Source organism: Ectothiorhodospira sp. PHS-1 (assembly GCF_000225005.1).
In the GTDB taxonomy this organism is placed as follows: Bacteria; Pseudomonadota; Gammaproteobacteria; order Ectothiorhodospirales; family Ectothiorhodospiraceae; genus Ectothiorhodospira.
In genome coordinates, this window is record NZ_AGBG01000042.1 from 1 (window position 1) to 15,885 (window position 15,885).

Annotated in this window: 30 protein-coding genes and 1 pseudogene; all 31 read left to right on the plus strand. The window is 60.2% G+C overall.

Annotated features, from left to right (window positions below; translation table 11 throughout):
- A pseudogene (gene tuf, locus ECTPHS_RS12705) lies at window positions 1-205 on the plus strand (elongation factor Tu); the annotation flags it as partial.
- A gap of 5 nt (window positions 206-210) precedes the next feature.
- Window positions 211-525, plus strand: coding sequence for a 30S ribosomal protein S10 (gene rpsJ / locus ECTPHS_RS12710; protein WP_008933160.1), 315 nt, complete (start codon window positions 211-213; stop codon window positions 523-525).
- A gap of 132 nt (window positions 526-657) precedes the next feature.
- On the plus strand, window positions 658-1,302 hold the full coding sequence (rplC, locus tag ECTPHS_RS12715) for a 50S ribosomal protein L3 (RefSeq protein WP_008933161.1): 645 nt from the start codon (window positions 658-660) through the stop codon (window positions 1,300-1,302).
- A gap of 5 nt (window positions 1,303-1,307) precedes the next feature.
- Window positions 1,308-1,913, plus strand: a complete 606-nt coding sequence (gene rplD / locus ECTPHS_RS12720) for a 50S ribosomal protein L4 (protein ID WP_008933162.1) — start codon at window positions 1,308-1,310, stop codon at window positions 1,911-1,913.
- A complete protein-coding gene (gene rplW / locus ECTPHS_RS12725; protein ID WP_008933163.1) occupies window positions 1,910-2,206 on the plus strand; it encodes a 50S ribosomal protein L23 in 297 nt (98 codons plus the stop codon). The genes rplD and rplW overlap by 4 nt, the downstream gene beginning before the upstream one ends.
- Window positions 2,207-2,224: 18 nt before the next feature.
- The gene (gene rplB / locus ECTPHS_RS12730) at window positions 2,225-3,049 is read left to right on the plus strand and encodes a 50S ribosomal protein L2 (protein ID WP_008933164.1); all 825 of its coding nucleotides are present in this window, start codon (window positions 2,225-2,227) and stop codon (window positions 3,047-3,049) included.
- Between the two features lie 14 nt (window positions 3,050-3,063).
- Window positions 3,064-3,336 carry a 30S ribosomal protein S19 gene (rpsS, locus tag ECTPHS_RS12735; protein ID WP_008933165.1) on the plus strand — a complete coding sequence of 91 codons (273 nt, stop codon included), beginning with the start codon at window positions 3,064-3,066 and terminating at the stop codon, window positions 3,334-3,336.
- 9 nt (window positions 3,337-3,345) lie between these two features.
- Complete coding sequence (gene rplV, locus ECTPHS_RS12740) at window positions 3,346-3,678, plus strand: 50S ribosomal protein L22 (protein WP_008933166.1); 333 nt, start codon at window positions 3,346-3,348, stop codon at window positions 3,676-3,678.
- Window positions 3,679-3,693: 15 nt separating this feature from the next.
- Window positions 3,694-4,380 carry a 30S ribosomal protein S3 gene (gene rpsC / locus ECTPHS_RS12745; RefSeq protein WP_008933167.1) on the plus strand — a complete coding sequence of 229 codons (687 nt, stop codon included), beginning with the start codon at window positions 3,694-3,696 and terminating at the stop codon, window positions 4,378-4,380.
- 11 nt (window positions 4,381-4,391) lie between these two features.
- Entirely contained in the window at window positions 4,392-4,805 is a 414-nt protein-coding gene (rplP, locus tag ECTPHS_RS12750; protein WP_008933168.1) for a 50S ribosomal protein L16, read from the plus strand.
- The gene (rpmC, locus tag ECTPHS_RS12755; protein ID WP_008933169.1) at window positions 4,805-5,002 is read left to right on the plus strand and encodes a 50S ribosomal protein L29; all 198 of its coding nucleotides are present in this window, start codon (window positions 4,805-4,807) and stop codon (window positions 5,000-5,002) included. Before rplP ends, rpmC begins: the two co-directional genes overlap by 1 nt.
- 4 nt (window positions 5,003-5,006) lie before the next feature.
- Entirely contained in the window at window positions 5,007-5,273 is a 267-nt protein-coding gene (gene rpsQ, locus ECTPHS_RS12760) for a 30S ribosomal protein S17 (protein WP_008933170.1), read from the plus strand.
- Between the two features lie 40 nt (window positions 5,274-5,313).
- Window positions 5,314-5,682 carry a 50S ribosomal protein L14 gene (gene rplN / locus ECTPHS_RS12765; protein WP_008933171.1) on the plus strand — a complete coding sequence of 123 codons (369 nt, stop codon included), beginning with the start codon at window positions 5,314-5,316 and terminating at the stop codon, window positions 5,680-5,682.
- 17 nt (window positions 5,683-5,699) lie between these two features.
- Window positions 5,700-6,020: a 50S ribosomal protein L24 gene (gene rplX, locus ECTPHS_RS12770; protein ID WP_008933172.1), complete on the plus strand. Its 321-nt coding sequence runs from the start codon at window positions 5,700-5,702 to the stop codon at window positions 6,018-6,020.
- Between the two features lie 10 nt (window positions 6,021-6,030).
- A complete protein-coding gene (gene rplE / locus ECTPHS_RS12775) occupies window positions 6,031-6,570 on the plus strand; it encodes a 50S ribosomal protein L5 (RefSeq protein WP_008933173.1) in 540 nt (179 codons plus the stop codon).
- Window positions 6,571-6,585: 15 nt separating this feature from the next.
- Entirely contained in the window at window positions 6,586-6,891 is a 306-nt protein-coding gene (gene rpsN, locus ECTPHS_RS12780) for a 30S ribosomal protein S14 (RefSeq protein WP_008933174.1), read from the plus strand.
- Window positions 6,892-6,907: 16 nt separating this feature from the next.
- Complete coding sequence (gene rpsH / locus ECTPHS_RS12785) at window positions 6,908-7,303, plus strand: 30S ribosomal protein S8 (RefSeq protein ID WP_008933175.1); 396 nt, start codon at window positions 6,908-6,910, stop codon at window positions 7,301-7,303.
- Window positions 7,304-7,316: 13 nt separating this feature from the next.
- Window positions 7,317-7,850 carry a 50S ribosomal protein L6 gene (gene rplF, locus ECTPHS_RS12790; protein WP_040406033.1) on the plus strand — a complete coding sequence of 178 codons (534 nt, stop codon included), beginning with the start codon at window positions 7,317-7,319 and terminating at the stop codon, window positions 7,848-7,850.
- A gap of 14 nt (window positions 7,851-7,864) precedes the next feature.
- Window positions 7,865-8,218, plus strand: coding sequence for a 50S ribosomal protein L18 (gene rplR / locus ECTPHS_RS12795; RefSeq protein WP_008933177.1), 354 nt, complete (start codon window positions 7,865-7,867; stop codon window positions 8,216-8,218).
- A gap of 13 nt (window positions 8,219-8,231) precedes the next feature.
- The gene (gene rpsE, locus ECTPHS_RS12800; protein ID WP_008933178.1) at window positions 8,232-8,735 is read left to right on the plus strand and encodes a 30S ribosomal protein S5; all 504 of its coding nucleotides are present in this window, start codon (window positions 8,232-8,234) and stop codon (window positions 8,733-8,735) included.
- 2 nt (window positions 8,736-8,737) lie between these two features.
- Window positions 8,738-8,926 carry a 50S ribosomal protein L30 gene (rpmD, locus tag ECTPHS_RS12805; protein WP_008933179.1) on the plus strand — a complete coding sequence of 63 codons (189 nt, stop codon included), beginning with the start codon at window positions 8,738-8,740 and terminating at the stop codon, window positions 8,924-8,926.
- A gap of 1 nt (window position 8,927) precedes the next feature.
- Window positions 8,928-9,359, plus strand: coding sequence for a 50S ribosomal protein L15 (gene rplO, locus ECTPHS_RS12810; RefSeq protein ID WP_008933180.1), 432 nt, complete (start codon window positions 8,928-8,930; stop codon window positions 9,357-9,359).
- Window positions 9,360-10,715 carry a preprotein translocase subunit SecY gene (secY, locus tag ECTPHS_RS12815; protein WP_040406035.1) on the plus strand — a complete coding sequence of 452 codons (1,356 nt, stop codon included), beginning with the start codon at window positions 9,360-9,362 and terminating at the stop codon, window positions 10,713-10,715.
- A gap of 25 nt (window positions 10,716-10,740) precedes the next feature.
- On the plus strand, window positions 10,741-10,854 hold the full coding sequence (gene rpmJ / locus ECTPHS_RS14365; protein ID WP_008933182.1) for a 50S ribosomal protein L36: 114 nt from the start codon (window positions 10,741-10,743) through the stop codon (window positions 10,852-10,854).
- A 67-nt stretch (window positions 10,855-10,921) separates the two neighbouring features.
- Window positions 10,922-11,278, plus strand: a complete 357-nt coding sequence (rpsM, locus tag ECTPHS_RS12820) for a 30S ribosomal protein S13 (RefSeq protein WP_008933183.1) — start codon at window positions 10,922-10,924, stop codon at window positions 11,276-11,278.
- 24 nt (window positions 11,279-11,302) lie between these two features.
- Window positions 11,303-11,692, plus strand: coding sequence for a 30S ribosomal protein S11 (gene rpsK / locus ECTPHS_RS12825; protein ID WP_008933184.1), 390 nt, complete (start codon window positions 11,303-11,305; stop codon window positions 11,690-11,692).
- A 15-nt stretch (window positions 11,693-11,707) separates the two neighbouring features.
- A complete protein-coding gene (rpsD, locus tag ECTPHS_RS12830) occupies window positions 11,708-12,328 on the plus strand; it encodes a 30S ribosomal protein S4 (RefSeq protein ID WP_008933185.1) in 621 nt (206 codons plus the stop codon).
- A gap of 18 nt (window positions 12,329-12,346) precedes the next feature.
- Window positions 12,347-13,351, plus strand: a complete 1,005-nt coding sequence (gene rpoA / locus ECTPHS_RS12835) for a DNA-directed RNA polymerase subunit alpha (protein WP_008933186.1) — start codon at window positions 12,347-12,349, stop codon at window positions 13,349-13,351.
- Window positions 13,352-13,392: 41 nt separating this feature from the next.
- Window positions 13,393-13,779 carry a 50S ribosomal protein L17 gene (gene rplQ / locus ECTPHS_RS12840; RefSeq protein ID WP_040406037.1) on the plus strand — a complete coding sequence of 129 codons (387 nt, stop codon included), beginning with the start codon at window positions 13,393-13,395 and terminating at the stop codon, window positions 13,777-13,779.
- 115 nt (window positions 13,780-13,894) lie between these two features.
- Window positions 13,895-14,623, plus strand: a complete 729-nt coding sequence (locus ECTPHS_RS12845) for an S-adenosyl-l-methionine hydroxide adenosyltransferase family protein (protein WP_008933188.1) — start codon at window positions 13,895-13,897, stop codon at window positions 14,621-14,623.
- Window positions 14,624-14,718: 95 nt separating this feature from the next.
- Window positions 14,719-15,612, plus strand: coding sequence for a prenyltransferase (locus tag ECTPHS_RS12850; protein WP_008933189.1), 894 nt, complete (start codon window positions 14,719-14,721; stop codon window positions 15,610-15,612).
- The last annotated feature ends 273 nt before the right edge of the window (window positions 15,613-15,885 follow it).

Below are 15,885 nucleotides of genomic sequence, written 5' to 3' on the forward strand. Positions count from 1 at the left end.
TCGTCCGCAGTTCTACTTCCGTACCACGGACGTGACCGGTTCCTGCGATCTGCCGGAAGGCATCGAGATGGTGATGCCGGGTGACAACGTGAAGATGACCGTATCCCTGATCGCGCCGATCGCGATGGAAGACGGTCTGCGCTTCGCGATCCGTGAAGGTGGCCGTACCGTCGGTGCCGGCGTCGTTTCCAAGATCATCGAGTAAGCATCATGGCAGCCAAGCAGAGAATCCGTATTCGCCTCAAGGCCTTCGATCATCGTCTGATTGATCGTTCCGCCAGTGAGATCGTGGAAACCGCGAAGCGGACCGGTGCCCGTGTGAAGGGCCCGATCCCGCTGCCGACCAAGATGGAAAGCTTTACCGTGCTGATTTCTCCGCACGTCAACAAGGATGCCCGTGATCAGTACGAGATCCGTACTCACAAGCGCCTGATGGACATCATGGACCCCACGGACAAGACCGTGGACGCCCTGATGAAGCTGGATCTGGCCGCCGGCGTGGATGTGCAAATAAAGCTTAACTAGCCGCATTAGTTGTGGCATAATTGTTGGCTTTCCATGGCCCGGTGCAGGGTAACTTGTGCCGGGCCGTGATTTTCAGAACGCAGAATAATTTCTTCGGCGCTCCTTTTCGGGGCGGAAGCAAGAGGTAGTGTCATGGCAATCGGACTGGTCGGTCGCAAGGTGGGCATGACTCGTGTCTTCACTGAAGACGGAGTCTCCCTGCCGGTGTCTGTCATCGAGGTTGAGCCTAACCGGGTGGCGCAGGTTAAGACCAGCGACCGGGATGGTTATCGGGCCGTGCAGGTCGCGGTGGGCAGCCGCAAGGCAAGTCGTGTTTCCAAGCCCCAGGCGGGCCACCTGGCCAAGGCCGGTGTGGAAGCCGGTCGCGGGCTTTGGGAATTCCGTCTTGAAGACGGGGAAGGTGAAGGCATCGAAGCGGGTGCCAGCCTCAATGTGGAAGTCTTTTCCGCGGGTCAGAAGGTGGATGTCACCGGGACCAGCAAGGGTAAGGGCTTCCAGGGTGTCATCAAGCGTCACAATTTCAGTATGCAGGATGCCACTCATGGTAACTCGCGCTCTCACCGGGCGCCGGGCTCGATCGGTCAAAACCAGACTCCGGGTCGCGTATTCAAGGGTAAGAAGATGGCCGGCCAGATGGGGAATGAGCGCTGCACCGTGCAGAACCTGGAAGTGGTCCGGGTTGATGTCGAGCGCAATCTGCTCCTGATTCATGGTGCGGTGCCGGGTTCCACCGGTGGTGACGTGCTGGTGCGTCCCGCTGTTAAGGCGAAAGGTTGAATCTCATGAAGCTTCAGGTTCAAGACACCCAGCAGGACGTCGAGGTCTCTGATCGCGCGTTCGGTCGGGATTTTAACGAGGCCCTGGTGCACCAGGCCGTGGTTGCCTACATGGCAGGCGGTCGTGCCGGTACCAAGGCGCAGAAGAGTCGCAGTGATGTGCGTGGCGGCGGTGCCAAGCCTTGGCGTCAGAAGGGTAGTGGCCGTGCTCGTGCTGGTACCATTCGCAGCCCGCTGTGGCGTGGGGGCGGTGTGACCTTCGCGGCACGTCCCCGGGATTATTCCCAGAAGCTGAACAAGAAGATGTATCGCGCCGCCATGGCCAGCATCTTCTCCGAGCTGGTTCGTCAGGATCGTCTGGTGGTGGTGGATGCGTTCAGTGTCGATGCCCCCAAGACCCGTGATCTGAAGGCCAGGCTGGATGGCATGAATCTCGAAGGTGCCCTGATCGTTACCGCCGAGGCGGATATCAATCTCTATCTGTCCGCCCGCAACCTGCTCCGCGTGGGTGTGTGTGAAGTGGTAGATCTGAATCCGGTGGCTCTGGTGGGCTTCGACAAGGTGATCATCACCGTGCCGGCGCTGAAGCAAGTTGAAGGGTGGCTGTCATGAACGAGGAAAGACTGCTCAAGGTCCTGGTGGCCCCGCATGTGTCCGAAAAGGGCACCATGCTGGCTGAGCTGAACAATCAGCACGTGTTCAAAGTGGCCATCGACGCGACCCGCGTCGAGGTAAAGAAGGCGGTTGAATCCTTGTTCGACGTCAAGGTCAACTCCGTGCGCATGCTGAACCAGCAGGGGAAGCGCAAGCGCATGGGTGTCCACGCCGGACGCCGCAAGCATTGGAAAAAGGCCTACGTGACTCTGGAAGCAGGTCACGACATTCAATTGGCCGGCAACGAGTAATCGGAAAGGTAACGCGAGATGGCGATCGTCAAGTCGAAACCCACCTCCGCGGGCCGTCGTTTTGTGGTCCGGGTGGTGACGCCCGATCTGCACAAGGGCGAGCCCTTCGGTCCTCTGCTGGAAAAGAAGCGCCGGTCGGGTGGTCGTAACAACCAGGGCCGCGTGACTGTGCGGCACGTGGGTGGCGGACACAAGCAGCACTACCGCATCGTGGACTTCAAGCGGAATAAGGATGGTATCCCGGGCAAGGTCGAGCGCCTGGAATATGATCCGAACCGCACCGCGCATCTTGCGCTGGTCCTGTATGCAGACGGCGAGCGGCGGTATATCATTGCGCCCCGCGGCGTCAAGGCGGGCGATCCGATCGTCTCCGGCGTCCACGCTCCGATCAAGCCGGGTAGCGCGCTGCCCCTGCGGAACATTCCGCTGGGTACCGTGGTGCACTGCATTGAGATGCGTCCCGGCAAGGGTGCCCAGCTGGCACGCAGTGCCGGCGCCGGCGTCCAGCTGGTGGCCCGTGAAGGTCAGTACGCGACCCTGCGTCTTCGCTCCGGCGAGATGCGCAAGGTGCATGCCGACTGCCGCGCCACCATCGGCGAAGTGGGTAATCAGGAGCACAGTCTGCGCAAGTTCGGCAAGGCCGGTGCGAAGCGTTGGCTGGGAATCCGTCCCACCGTTCGCGGTACGGCCATGAACCCGGTGGATCACCCGCATGGTGGTGGTGAGGGCCGGAACTTCGGTCTGCATCCGGTCACCCCGTGGGGTGTGCCGACCAAGGGTTACAAGACCCGCAAGAACAAGCGTACGGACAACATGATTGTTCGCCGTCGCAAAGCGAAGTAAGAGGGGATAGGTCAGTGCCGCGTTCGCTCAAGAAAGGTCCTTTTGTCGATCATCATCTGCTGAAGAAGGTCGAAACCGCCGCCGCCAACAATGACCGGCGTCCGGTCAAGACCTGGTCCCGCCGGTCGATGGTCATTCCGCAAATGGTGGGCTTGACTATCGCCGTGCATAACGGCCGTCAGCACGTGCCCGTGCTGGTCAGTGAGAATATGGTGGGTCACAAGCTCGGGGAGTTCGCGGCAACGCGCACCTTCAAGGGCCATGTGGCCGACAAGAAGGCTAGGTAGAGGATCATCATGGAAACCATGGCTCAACTGCGATTTGCGCGTATATCGCCGCAGAAATGCCGCCTGGTGGCGGATCAGGTTCGGGGGCTGCCCGTCGAGCGGGCTCTCCAGGTGCTGAGCTTCAGCCCCAAGAAGGGTGCTCACCTGGTGAAGAAGGTTCTCGAGTCGGCCATTGCCAACGCAGAACACAATGACGGCGCTGATGTGGACGAGCTCAAGGTATCACGCATTTGCGTGGACCAGGGGCCGGTTCTCAAGCGCATCGCGGCACGGGCGAAAGGCCGTGCCAACCGGATCACGAAACGCACGAGCCATATCACTGTGGCCGTGAGCGCTGAGTAAAGTTAGGGGTCTGAGATGGGTCAGAAAGTAAATCCGATCGGCTTCCGCCTTGGGATCTCCGCCGACTGGGCGTCAACCTGGTACGCCGACGGACGGGATTATGCGGATAACCTGCACAAGGACCTGGAAATTCGTCAGTTCCTGAAGCAGAAACTGGCCCAGGCCTCTGTCAGCCGGATCCAGATCGCCAGGCCTGCGCGCCAGGCGTTCATCACGATCCACACGGCGCGTCCGGGTATCGTCATTGGCAAGAAAGGGGAAGACATCGAGTCTCTGCGCAAGGAAGTGGCGGGTCGACTGGGTCTGGCTGTCCCCAACGTCAAGATCAACATTGAAGAGATCCGCAAGCCGGAGACCGACGCACAGTTGGTCGCCGAAGGGATTGCCCAGCAGTTGGAGCGCCGCATCATGTTCCGTCGCGCCATGAAGCGCGCCGTGGGCAATGCGATGCGCCTGGGTGCGCTGGGTGTGAAGGTTCATGTATCCGGTCGCTTGAACGGTGCGGAAATCGCCCGCAGCGAGTGGTACCGGGAAGGCCGCGTGCCGCTGCATACGTTGCGCGCTGACATTGATTATGGGTTTGCCGAAGCTCGCACCACGTACGGCATCATCGGCGTCAAGGTGTGGGTGTTCAAGGGTGAAGTGTTCGACTTCGATAGCAAGACGGACGCTCCCCAGGATGGCAAGGCCGCGGTTAACTGAGGAGTTGAAAGATGCTGCAGCCCAAGAGGACCAAATTCCGCAAGCAGTTCAAGGGCAAGAACCGCGGTCTCGCCACCTCCGGCGAAAAGGTCAGTTTCGGTGAATACGCCCTGAAGTCCATGGATCGGGGCCGGATCACGGCGCGCCAGATCGAGGCAGCCCGCCGTGCCATGACCCGTCATGTGAAGCGTGGCGGCAAGATCTGGATTCGGGTATTCCCGGATGTGCCGGTCACCAAGAAGCCCGTTGAAGTGCGTATGGGTAAGGGTAAGGGCAACGTGGAATACTGGGTGTGCAAGATTCAGCCCGGTCGCGTGCTCTACGAGATGGAAGGCGTCAGTGAGGAAGTGGCACGCGAGGCCTTCCGCCTGGCCGCCGCCAAGCTGCCCATCAAGACCGCATTTGTGACTCGGCAGGTGATGTGATGAAGGTAAGCGAAGTACGTGAAAAGGGCAGCGACGAGCTGCAGGGCGAACTGCTGGAGCTCTACCGCGAGCAGTTCAAAATGCGCATGCAGAAGGGCACCGGCCAGTCGCCGCGTCCTGACCGCTTCGGCAAGATCCGCAAGGATATTGCCCGCATCAAGACCGTGCTGAATCAGCGTTCGATGGCAGGCGAGTGAAGTCATGAGCGAACAGGAACAGAAAGAACAGCGTGCGATCACCGGCCGTGTGGTGAGCGACAAGATGGACAAGACCCGTACCGTGCTCATCGAGCGCCGGGTCAAGCATCCGCTGTACGGTAAGTACATGCGTCGCTCCACGAAGCTCCATGTGCACGACGAGAACAATGATTCCCGGATGGGCGACAAGGTCCTGGTGAAGGAGTGCCGTCCCATGTCCCGGACCAAGACGTTCCGTCTGCTTAAGGTCGTTGAGCGCGCGCCTGAGTAAGCCGGTGCAAGTGACCACCGATAGGAAGTGAGATCAGAACATGATTCAGATGCAGACGGTTTTGGATGCAGCGGACAACAGCGGGGCGCGCCGGGTCCAGTGCATCAAGGTGCTTGGCGGCTCTCATCGCCGCTATGCCAGCGTGGGTGACATCATCAAGGTGAGCGTCAAGGACGCCATCCCCCGTGGTAAGGTGAAGAAGGGCGAGGTGTATAACGCCGTGGTGGTGCGGACGGCCAAGGGCGTGCGTCGTCCGGATGGGTCGGTGGTGCGCTTTGACCGCAATGCGGCCGTTCTGCTCAACAACCAGCTCCAGCCCATCGGCACCCGTATCTTCGGACCCGTGACCCGCGAACTGCGTAGCGAGCGGTTCATGAAGATTATTTCACTGGCGCCGGAAGTCCTGTAAGGCTGAGGTAAGAGACGATGCGCAGAATTCGACAGGGTGATGACGTGGTAGTCATCGCCGGCAAAGACAAGGGCCGCCGCGGTACCGTTCTGAAGGTGCTCGAAAATGATCGGGTGCTGGTCCAGAACATCAACATGGTGAAGAAGCACCAGAAGCCAAATCCTTACGCGGGCGTGAGTGGCGGCATCATCGACAAGGAGATGCCCTTGCATATCTCCAACGTGATGCTGTACAACCCTGCGTCCGGCAAGGGCGACCGCGTCGGGTTCAGGACTCTGGAGGACGGCCGCAAGGTGCGCGTCTACAAGTCCAACAACGAAGTCGTCGACGCGTCTTAAGGTGGATCAGATGGCCAGGCTGAAAGCATTTTATCAGGAGACGGTGGTGAAGCAGCTCATGGAGCGCTTCAACTATTCCAACGTCATGGAGGTACCGCGTATCACCAAGATCACCCTGAACATGGGTCTGGGTGAAGCGGTGGCCGACAAGAAGATCATCGAGCACGCCCTGGGCGACATGACCGCCATCGCCGGTCAGAAGCCCGTGGTGACGCGTGCCCGCAAGTCCATCGCAGGCTTCAAGATCCGTGATGACTATCCCATTGGCTGCAAGGTGACCCTGCGCCGGGAGCGGATGTACGAATTTCTCGATCGTCTGGTGAGCGTGGCGTTGCCCCGCGTGCGTGACTTCCGTGGTATCTCCGGCAAGTCCTTCGACGGTCGCGGCAACTTCAACATGGGCATTCGGGAACAGATCATCTTCCCTGAAGTGGACTACGACAAGATCGACGCCCTGCGTGGCATGGACATCACCATCACCACCACGGCCAAGACCGACGAGGAAGGCCGGGCGCTGCTGGAAGCGTTCCGCTTCCCGTTCAAGCAATAAGAGGTTTATAGAGCTATGGCCAAAACTTCCATGATGATGCGCGAACTCAAGCGCGCCCAGTTGGTTAAGCAGTACTCGGCGAAGCGCGCGGAGCTGAAGGCGCTCATCCAGAACCCGGAGACGAGCCACGAGGATCGCATGGCTGCAGTGATGAAGCTGCAGAAGCTGCCCCGTGATTCCAGTCCTGTGCGTCAGCGCAATCGCTGCCACCTGACCGGTCGTCCCCATGGGTACTATCGGAAATTTGGCCTGGGTCGCAACAAGCTGCGCGAGGCGGCCATGCGCGGGGATGTCCCCGGCCTGGTCAAGTCGAGCTGGTAAGAGGGAAACACCTGATATGAGCATGACCGATCCCGTGGCAGATCTGCTGACCCGCATCCGCAATGGCCAGCGCGCTGCCAAGACCGAAATCAGCCTGCCGTCTTCCAAGCTGAAGGTGGCCATCGCCAACGTCCTCAAGGAGGAAGGCTACGTCGCCGATGTGGTGGTGAGCGAGCAGGACAAGAAACCCGTCATGACGGTGAAGCTGAAGTACTTCCAGGGCCGCCCGGTCATCGAGACCATCCGTCGCGTCAGCCGGCCTGGTCTGCGGATCTACCGTAGCAAGGATGAACTGCCCAAGGTGATCGGCGGACTGGGTGTCGCCATCGTCTCCACCTCCAAGGGTGTGATGACCGATCGCCAGGCCCGCGCCCAGGGTCAGGGCGGCGAAGTACTCTGCATCGTCTCCTAATCGGATTGAAGCCATGTCCCGAGTAGCGAAAAACCCCATCGCACTGCCCAAGGGCGTCGATGTGTCTATCAGCAATGAGTCAATCTCCGTGAAGGGGCCGAAGGGAAATATTGCCTTCCCGGCCAATTCGAACGTCGAGATTGCCCAGGAAGAAGGTGTGCTTACCTTCAAGCCTGCCAATAATGATACCCGTCACAACGCCATGGCGGGTACAATGCGCGCCGTTGTGAACAACATGGTGGTGGGTGTGAGCGAAGGTTTCCAGCGCAAGCTGGAGCTCGTGGGCGTGGGCTATCGTGCCCAGGCGCAGGGTAACAAGCTGAACCTGACTCTTGGTCTGTCCCACCCGGTGGAATATCCGGTGCCGGAAGGCATCAGCATCGAGACCCCCAGCCAGACCGAAATCCTGGTGAAGGGCGTCGACAAGCAGAAGGTGGGGCAGGTTGCCTCCGAGATTCGCCGCTACCGTCCGCCGGAGCCCTACAAGGGCAAGGGTATCCGGTATGCGAATGAACAGATCATCCGCAAGGAAGCGAAGAAGAAGTAGGCTAGGTGACCGCAATGGATAAGAAAGAAGCTCGACTCCGGCGCTCCAAGCGGGCCCGGTACAAAATCCGTGAACTCGGCGCCCATCGTCTCTGCGTGCACCGCACGCCGCGGCATGTGTACGCGCAGATCATCGCGCCCTCCGGTTCCGAGGTGCTGACCTGCGCCTCCACCGTGGAAGCCGATGTGCGCGGTGGCCTGAAGTCCACCGGCAACATTGAAGCGGCTGCCGCCGTGGGCCGTCTGATTGCCGAGCGTGCGGTCGCCAAGGGTATCAAGAAGGTGGCGTTCGACCGCTCGGGGTTCAAGTATCACGGCCGTGTGAAGGCGCTGGCCGATGCCGCCCGCGAAGGTGGCCTGGAATTCTGACAAGGGTGATGCAATGGCAAGTGTGAATGCGAGCGAGAACGACGGCCTTCAGGAGAAGCTCATCTCCGTCAACCGCGTGGCCAAGGTGGTCAAGGGTGGACGCCAGTTTCGTTTTACTGCCCTGACCGTGGTCGGTGACGGCAACGGCAAGGTCGGCTTTGGCTACGGCAAGGCCCGTGAAGTGCCCCTGGCTATCCAGAAGGCGATGGAATCCGCGCGCAAGAACATGCGCTCCGTCCCCCTGAACGATGGCACGCTGCATTACTCCGTGAGTTCCCGTCACGGCGCCGCGAAGGTCTTCATGCAGCCGGCTTCCGAAGGTACCGGCATCATTGCCGGTGGTGCCATGCGCGCCGTCTTCGAAGTGGTGGGCGTGCGTAACGTGCTGGCCAAGTGCATTGGCTCGCGCAACCCCATCAATGTGGTGCGCGCGACCCTGAATGGCTTGACCGCCGTGCATGATCCGAAGCTCATCGCCGCCAAGCGTGGCAAGAAACTCGAAGAGATCGTGGGGTAATCATGGCAGCCGCGAACGAACTCAAGGTGACGCTGATCCGCAGCAAGCATGGGCGGCTGAAGAGCCACCAGGCCTGCCTGCGCGGCCTCGGCATCCGTCGTATCCACAATCCGGTGGTCGTCAAGGATACGCCGGAAAATCGGGGGATGATCAACAAGGTATCCTATCTCCTGAAGGTTGAGGAGGTTTGAGATGAGACTGAACAATCTGAGTCCCGCACCGGGTAGCCGTCCCGACGCCAAGCGTCTTGGCCGTGGTATCGGTTCCGGTCTGGGCAAGACCGGTGGCCGTGGTCACAAGGGTCAGAAGTCCCGTGCCGGCGGTTATCACAAGGTGGGCTTCGAGGGCGGTCAGATGCCCCTGCAGCGCCGCCTGCCGAAGGTGGGTTTCCGTTCCCGTACCAGTGCCGGCAATGCCGAGGTGCGTCTGCACGAGCTGGCCGGTCTGGAGGGCGTGATCGACCTGGCTGCCCTGAAGGCCGCCGGCATCGTGCCGGAACAGACCGTCAAGGCCAAGGTGATTGCTTCGGGTTCCATTGACAAGGCCGTGAGCCTCAAGGGCGTGGCCGTAACCAAGGGCGCGCGGGCTGCCATCGAGGCCGCCGGCGGGCAAATCGAGGACTAAGTGGCCGCTTCCAATACAGCAGGGGGCGCAACATTAGGCGGGCTGGGGAGGTTCACTGAACTTCGCCAGCGCCTTTTGTTTGTGCTGATGGCGTTGGTGGTCTACCGCATCGGGACCTTCATCCCGGTGCCGGGGATCGATCCCATTGCAATGGCGCAGTTCTACGACGCTCAGTCGGGAACCATTCTGGACATGTTCAACATGTTTGCGGGTGGGGCTCTTGAGCGTCTGAGTCTGTTTGCCCTCGGGGTGATGCCGTACATCTCGGCGGCCATCATCATGCAGCTTCTGGCTGCAACGGTGCCGGCCCTGCAACAGATCAAGAAGGAAGGGGAGCCGGGTAGGCGAAAAATCACCCAGTACACCCGCTACGGCACGGTGTTCCTGGCCCTGATCCAGAGTATCGGTATCGCCATTGCCCTGAATCAGCAGGTGATCGGCGACACCACGGTGGCGGTGAATCCGGGCATCGGTTTCATCTTCACCACGGTGGTCTCTCTGGTGACCGGTACGGTGTTTCTGATGTGGCTGGGTGAACAGGTGACGGAGCGGGGTATCGGCAACGGTATTTCGATCATCATCTTCGCCGGTATCGTTGCCGGTCTGCCGGGTGCCCTGGGGGGAACTCTGGAACTGGCCAGTACCGGTGAGCTGTCTCCCGCCTTCGTGATCCTGCTCATGACCATGGGCATGGCGGTGATCGGTTTCATTGTCTTCGTGGAACGTGGTCAGCGTCGTATCACGGTCAACTATGCCAAGCGCCAGGTAGGGCGCAAGGTCTTCGGCGGTCAGAGCAGTCATCTGCCCCTGAAGCTGAACATGGCGGGTGTGATTCCGGCCATCTTCGCCTCCAGCATCATCCTGTTCCCCGCTACCCTGGGGACCTGGTTCGGGCAGGCGGAGGGCATGACCTGGCTGCGGGATCTGTCGACGGCCTTGGGCCCGGGACAGCCGCTCTACGTGATGCTTTATGGTGCGGCAATCGTATTCTTCTGCTTCTTCTATACGGCATTGGTGTTCAATGCCCGGGAGACGGCGGAAAACCTGAAAAAGTCAGGTGCCTTCATTCCAGGTATCCGGCCGGGGGCGCAGACCGAGCGGTATATCGATGGTGTCATGACCCGTCTGACGGCGGTGGGTGCCATCTACATCACCGCGGTGTGTCTGATGCCCGAGTTCCTGATCCTGTACTGGAACGTGCCCTTCTACTTCGGTGGTGCGTCCCTGCTGATCATCGTGATCGTGGTGATGGATTTCATGGCGCAGTTGCAGGCGCACCTGGTGTCCCATCAGTACGAGGGATTGATGCGCAAGGCCAACCTGAAAGGCTATGGCAAGTCGGGCATGCTGAGATAGCAGGCCCAGCTAGAGGAAATTTGAGATGAAAGTACGTGCGTCTGTAAAAAAGATTTGCCGCAACTGCAAGATCATCCGCCGCAATGGTGTGGTGCGTGTGATCTGCTCGGATCCCCGTCACAAACAGCGGCAGGGTTAACCGTTGATTCGGCGGCGTTCACTGGTTAGAATACCCGGCTTTTCCGCCGGTGCTTGGAGATAGCTGGATGGCTCGTGTAGCAGGTGTCAATATTCCGGACCACAAACATGCCGTGATTGCCCTTCAGGCAATCTACGGTGTCGGCAAAACCCGCGCCCAGAAGATCTGTGAGGCAGCAGGGATTCGTCCGGACATCAAGATCCGCGAACTCTCCGAAGACGAAGTGGAGAAGGTGCGTACGGAAGTGGGTCGTTTCACGGTCGAGGGTGACCTTCGTCGTGAGACCTCCATGAACATCAAGCGCTTGATGGATCTGGGTTGCTACCGGGGCTTGCGCCACCGTCGCGGCCTGCCTCTGCGCGGTCAGCGTACCCGCACGAATGCACGCACCCGCAAGGGACCGCGTCGCCCCATCCGCAAGTAATTATCAGGATTACAGGAAACAGGTATGGCACAGGCCCCCACCCGGACCCGTAAGAAGGTCAAGAAGTCCGTCTCCGACGGTGTGGCGCATGTCTATGCGTCCTTCAATAACACGATCGTGACGATCACCGACCGCCAGGGCAACACCCTGTCCTGGGCCACGGCCGGTGGTTCCGGGTTCCGCGGCTCCCGCAAGAGCACGCCGTTCGCCGCCCAGGTGGCTGCCGAGCGTGCCGGTACGGCTGCTCAGGAATATGGTCTCAAGAATCTGGAAGTGCTCGTCAAGGGTCCTGGCCCGGGTCGGGAGTCGGCGGTTCGCGCCCTGAACAACGTGGGCTTCAAGATCACGAACATCAGCGACATCACGCCGATTCCCCACAATGGTTGCCGTCCGCCGAAGAAGCGGCGCGTATAGTCCCGGAGGAGCACCATGGCACGTTATATTGGTCCCAAGTGCAAGCTGAGTCGCCGCGAAGGCACCGACTTGTCCCTGAAGAGCCGCGTTCGCGCACTGGATTCCAAGTGCAAGCTGGACAAGGCTCCCGGGCAGCACGGCGATCGCCGTACCCGCCTGTCCGACTACGGTGTGCAGCTGCGTGAAAAGCAGAAGCTGCGCCGTATTTATGGAGTTCTGGAGCGTCAGTTCCGCAACTACTATAAGGAAGCGAGCCGCCTGAAGGGCTCCACCGGTGACAACCTGCTGCGTCTGCTGGAATGCCGGCTGGACAACGTGGTGTACCGGATGGGCTTTGGCAGCACCCGCGCGGAAGCCCGTCAGCTGGTGAGCCATAAGGCCATTCAAGTGAACGGTCGCACCGTGAACATCCCTTCCTATCAGGTCAAGCCCACGGACGTGATCTCCATTCGCGAGAAGTCCCGCAAGCAGGTCCGCATCCAGGATTCCCTGGCGCTGGCCGAGCAGTTCGGCTTCCCCGAGTGGGTGGACGTGGACACCAAGAAAATGGAAGGCGTGTTCAAGAACGCTCCTGAGCGCAGCGACCTGCCGGCGGATATCAACGAATCCCTGGTGGTCGAGCTCTACTCCAAGTAATCAGTTACGAGGTCTTTGATGCAGACCAAGGTCAACGAACTCCTCAAGCCTCGGCATATCGAGGTCCAGTCCATCACGGACAATGTGTCCAAGGTGGTGCTGGAGCCGCTTGAGCGGGGTTTCGGTCATACGCTCGGCAACGCACTTCGCCGTATTCTGCTGTCCTCCATCCCCGGCGCCGCCGTGGTGGAGGCAGAGATTGAAGGCGTGCTGCATGAGTACACCACCCTCGAAGGGGTTCAGGAAGACGTCGTCGACGTGCTGCTGAACCTGAAGGGCATCGCACTGCGGATGACCGCCCGGGACGAAGCCACTCTGGTTCTGAAGAAGAAGGGACCGGGTGTGGTCACGGCCGGTGATATCACCCTGGATCATGACGTGGAAGTGGTGAATCCGGAGCATGTCATTGCGCATCTCACCAAGAGCGGTGAGCTGAACATGACCCTGAAGGTGGGCAAGGGCCGTGGCTATCAGCCGGTGTCCGCCCGTCGTCAGGCTGATGGCGAGGATCGCCCAATCGGTCGCTTGATGCTGGATGCCAGCTTCAGCCCGATCCGTCGTGTGGCCTACAACGTGGAAAGTGCCCGTGTGGAACAGCGCACCGACATGGACCGCCTGGTCATTGAGCTGGAGACCAACGGTACCGTGTCACCGGACGACGCCATTCGCCAGGCGGCCACCATCCTGCAGAGTCAGTTGATGGCATTTGTGGAACTGCGGGGTGACGAGACCGTGACCCAGGAAAGCAAGTCCATGGACATCGATCCGATCCTGCTGCGTCCGGTGGATGATCTGGAGTTGACGGTGCGTTCGGCCAACTGCCTGAAGGCGGAGAACATCTACTACATCGGTGATCTGATTCAGAGAACCGAAGTGGAGCTGCTCAAGACCCCGAACCTGGGCAAGAAGTCCCTGACCGAGATCAAGGACGTGCTGGCCTCCCATGGCCTGTCCATGGGCATGCGTCTTGAGAACTGGCCGCCGCCGGGCCTTAAAGAACACGAAAAGAAGAGCGCCGGTTAATCCCGGTCGTCTCGCAGATTTTGACTTAAGGAATATAAGCCATGCGTCACCGTCACTCGGGTAGGCAACTTAATCGCAACAGTTCACACCGCAAGGCCACCATGCAGAGCCTGGCGCTGTCGCTGTTCCGCCACGAAGCGATCAAGACGACGCTGCCCAAGGCGAAGGAACTGCGCCGGGTGGCTGAGCCCTTGATCACCTTGGCAAAGGAAGACAGCGTTCACACTCGCCGTCTTGCCTTTGCACGTCTGCGGGACGACGAGATCGTGGGCAAGCTGTTCAATGAACTGGGTCCTCGTTACCAGGCGCGTCCAGGTGGTTACCTGCGTATCCTGAAGTGCGGTTTCCGTAAGGGAGACAACGCACCGATGGCTTACGTGGAGCTGGTGGATCGTCCGGAGCCTGCGGCTGCGGAGGCCGCCGAGTAATCTTTCTCGGCATCATCTGCTGTTCATGTTGTTCCGAAAAAGCCGGCCTTGGTGCCGGCTTTTTCGTGTCCAGTGAAGCCGGGTGCCGCGCAGGACCCTGAAAGGGGGTGGGTTTGTGATCGTGACCTTCACCGATTTTGGTAGGGAGGGCCCCTATCTGGGGCAGATGGAGGCTGTGCTGGCTCATCGGGCGCCGCGTTCCCGGGTGATTCACCTGCAGACCGATGCGCCGGCCTTCCGCCCCCAGGCCGCCGCCTATCTGCTGCGGGCACTGCTAGCGCCTTTTCCGTCGGGGTGTGTGTTTTTGTGCGTGGTGGATCCGGGGGTGGGGACGCCCCGTCGCCCTCTGATGCTGCATGCCGGCGCGCACTGGTTGGTCGGACCTGACAACGGCTTGCTGCTGCCGGCGGCCCGTCGCCTGGGTGCGATGGAGGCATGGGTCATCCGCTGGGAGCCGCCGTTCCTTTCCCAAAGTTTTCATGGTCGGGATCTGTTTGCGCCGGTGGCGGCCATGCTGGCCAATGGAGACACCGTTCCCGGTGATCCGGTTCAGCTGGATGCGCTGCATGGCTGGGAGTGGTCGGCGGCCTTGTGGGAAGTGATCTATGTGGATGTCTACGGCAATGCGGTGACAGGGATCCCGGCCGACTCGCTGAACGATGCGGCAGTGTTCAACCTGGCGGGTGAGCACATTCCCTATCGGCGGGTCTTTGGGGAGGTGGTTCCGGGAGGTCTGTTCTGGTATCGCAATTCCATGGGTCTGGTGGAGATTGCCATGAACCAGGGCAGCGCCGCTCAGCGACTGGGGCTTGCTGTCGGCAGTCCCGTTGGGTGCGCGGGTTGAGGCTGTTCTGCCCACGGGTGGGGGGGCGAGCGTGCTTTTGTCTTGCCCTCAATGGCATATATCCTGATCTGTTTGGTCATTTCCGGGAGAGATTCATGAAGCCTGCTGGGGCGTATCGATTCAGACGAGCCATCCGGCCCTTTTCCTACACCGTGGCGATTGCCGCCTGTGGTCTGGGCACGGTGCTGGCGCTGCAGCAGGGATACGGCAATCTCTGGCTGGCGCTGCTGATCATCGGGGCGGGGGTGCTTATTCAGGCGGCGGTGAACCTGATCAACGATCATGCCGACCTACCGGTGCTGGAATCCCGTTTACAGGCCGCGGAAGGGGAGGCGCGCCGGGAGTGGGCGGAGGCCATTGAACATGTTCGACGTTATCATGCCCTGGGAATGATCTTTTTCGGCGTGTCCCTGTTGATCGGGCTGGGGCTTGTTCTGATGCAGGGTTGGCCCTTGTTGGTGATCATCATCCTGGGGCTGCTGGGGGGATATTTTTATTCCGCTGAACCCATCCACTATAAGCGTCGGGGGCTGGGCGTGGTGCTGGTGTTCTGGTTCATGGGCGTCCTGTTGGTGGGCGGATCAGCCATGGCCATGGGGGCGCCGATCACCCTGCCCATGCTGGCGGTGAGTATCCCGTTCAGTCTGCTTACGTCTCTGGTGCTGCTGTCGAACGAGATCCGGGATCATGAGGAAGATCGCCGCCATGGTCTGGGGACATTGACGGTGAGGATTGGGCTCGATGCGGGGCGATATCTGTATGTGGCCATGCTGGTGGGTGCTTACCTGGTCAGTTTGGGATTGTGGTTGGCTGGTTTGCTGCCCTGGGTGTGGCAGCTTCTTTTTTCGCTGCCCCTGGCCTTTGTGCCGTTGATGAAGGTTGTGAACCGCCAAGCCGATCGCAGTGATCTGCCGCCGTTGACCGGAAAGCTGTTTGCGGTATTTGCCCTGCTGTTCCTGTGCGCCTTCGTGCTGGAGCTTGCGCTGTAGCGGTTTGCCGGCCCCTCTCCCCTCGTGGTAGAGGGGCTGGGGAGAGTGGGGAAGGGAGTGTCCGGACTTGCGTGCTGTCGGGTTGTTTTTTAAGTGCTTGAAAAGATGTTTTTTTTGAAGAAATTTCAAAAAAGTTTCAAAAAGGGAGTTGACGGGAAAACTGAGGGGCCTATAATGCGCGCTCTCCAACGGCGAGACGGTCTGAACCGAAACGCGGTTGGCGAGATTGAGAGATCGGGGAGTTGACAAACGGTTTCGAGATCTTCAGGATTG

What these genes read in the sequence shown, in the direction of transcription:
- rpsJ (WP_008933160.1), top strand. Translation starts at nt 211, where the DNA reads ATGGCAGCCAAGCAGAGAATCCGTATTCGCCTCAAGGCCTTCGATCAT.
- rplC (WP_008933161.1), top strand. Translation starts at nt 658, where the DNA reads ATGGCAATCGGACTGGTCGGTCGCAAGGTGGGCATGACTCGTGTCTTC.
- rplD (WP_008933162.1), top strand. Translation starts at nt 1,308, where the DNA reads ATGAAGCTTCAGGTTCAAGACACCCAGCAGGACGTCGAGGTCTCTGAT.
- rplW (WP_008933163.1), top strand. Translation starts at nt 1,910, where the DNA reads ATGAACGAGGAAAGACTGCTCAAGGTCCTGGTGGCCCCGCATGTGTCC.
- rplB (WP_008933164.1), top strand. Translation starts at nt 2,225, where the DNA reads ATGGCGATCGTCAAGTCGAAACCCACCTCCGCGGGCCGTCGTTTTGTG.
- rplV (WP_008933166.1), top strand. Translation starts at nt 3,346, where the DNA reads ATGGAAACCATGGCTCAACTGCGATTTGCGCGTATATCGCCGCAGAAA.
- rpsC (WP_008933167.1), top strand. Translation starts at nt 3,694, where the DNA reads ATGGGTCAGAAAGTAAATCCGATCGGCTTCCGCCTTGGGATCTCCGCC.
- rplP (WP_008933168.1), top strand. Translation starts at nt 4,392, where the DNA reads ATGCTGCAGCCCAAGAGGACCAAATTCCGCAAGCAGTTCAAGGGCAAG.
- rpmC (WP_008933169.1), top strand. Translation starts at nt 4,805, where the DNA reads ATGAAGGTAAGCGAAGTACGTGAAAAGGGCAGCGACGAGCTGCAGGGC.
- rpsQ (WP_008933170.1), top strand. Translation starts at nt 5,007, where the DNA reads ATGAGCGAACAGGAACAGAAAGAACAGCGTGCGATCACCGGCCGTGTG.
- rplN (WP_008933171.1), top strand. Translation starts at nt 5,314, where the DNA reads ATGATTCAGATGCAGACGGTTTTGGATGCAGCGGACAACAGCGGGGCG.
- rplX (WP_008933172.1), top strand. Translation starts at nt 5,700, where the DNA reads ATGCGCAGAATTCGACAGGGTGATGACGTGGTAGTCATCGCCGGCAAA.
- rplE (WP_008933173.1), top strand. Translation starts at nt 6,031, where the DNA reads ATGGCCAGGCTGAAAGCATTTTATCAGGAGACGGTGGTGAAGCAGCTC.
- rpsN (WP_008933174.1), top strand. Translation starts at nt 6,586, where the DNA reads ATGGCCAAAACTTCCATGATGATGCGCGAACTCAAGCGCGCCCAGTTG.
- rpsH (WP_008933175.1), top strand. Translation starts at nt 6,908, where the DNA reads ATGAGCATGACCGATCCCGTGGCAGATCTGCTGACCCGCATCCGCAAT.
- rplF (WP_040406033.1), top strand. Translation starts at nt 7,317, where the DNA reads ATGTCCCGAGTAGCGAAAAACCCCATCGCACTGCCCAAGGGCGTCGAT.
- rplR (WP_008933177.1), top strand. Translation starts at nt 7,865, where the DNA reads ATGGATAAGAAAGAAGCTCGACTCCGGCGCTCCAAGCGGGCCCGGTAC.
- rpsE (WP_008933178.1), top strand. Translation starts at nt 8,232, where the DNA reads ATGGCAAGTGTGAATGCGAGCGAGAACGACGGCCTTCAGGAGAAGCTC.
- rpmD (WP_008933179.1), top strand. Translation starts at nt 8,738, where the DNA reads ATGGCAGCCGCGAACGAACTCAAGGTGACGCTGATCCGCAGCAAGCAT.
- rplO (WP_008933180.1), top strand. Translation starts at nt 8,928, where the DNA reads ATGAGACTGAACAATCTGAGTCCCGCACCGGGTAGCCGTCCCGACGCC.
- rpmJ (WP_008933182.1), top strand. Translation starts at nt 10,741, where the DNA reads ATGAAAGTACGTGCGTCTGTAAAAAAGATTTGCCGCAACTGCAAGATC.
- rpsM (WP_008933183.1), top strand. Translation starts at nt 10,922, where the DNA reads ATGGCTCGTGTAGCAGGTGTCAATATTCCGGACCACAAACATGCCGTG.
- rpsK (WP_008933184.1), top strand. Translation starts at nt 11,303, where the DNA reads ATGGCACAGGCCCCCACCCGGACCCGTAAGAAGGTCAAGAAGTCCGTC.
- rpsD (WP_008933185.1), top strand. Translation starts at nt 11,708, where the DNA reads ATGGCACGTTATATTGGTCCCAAGTGCAAGCTGAGTCGCCGCGAAGGC.
- rpoA (WP_008933186.1), top strand. Translation starts at nt 12,347, where the DNA reads ATGCAGACCAAGGTCAACGAACTCCTCAAGCCTCGGCATATCGAGGTC.
- rplQ (WP_040406037.1), top strand. Translation starts at nt 13,393, where the DNA reads ATGCGTCACCGTCACTCGGGTAGGCAACTTAATCGCAACAGTTCACAC.
- ECTPHS_RS12850 (WP_008933189.1), top strand. Translation starts at nt 14,719, where the DNA reads ATGAAGCCTGCTGGGGCGTATCGATTCAGACGAGCCATCCGGCCCTTT.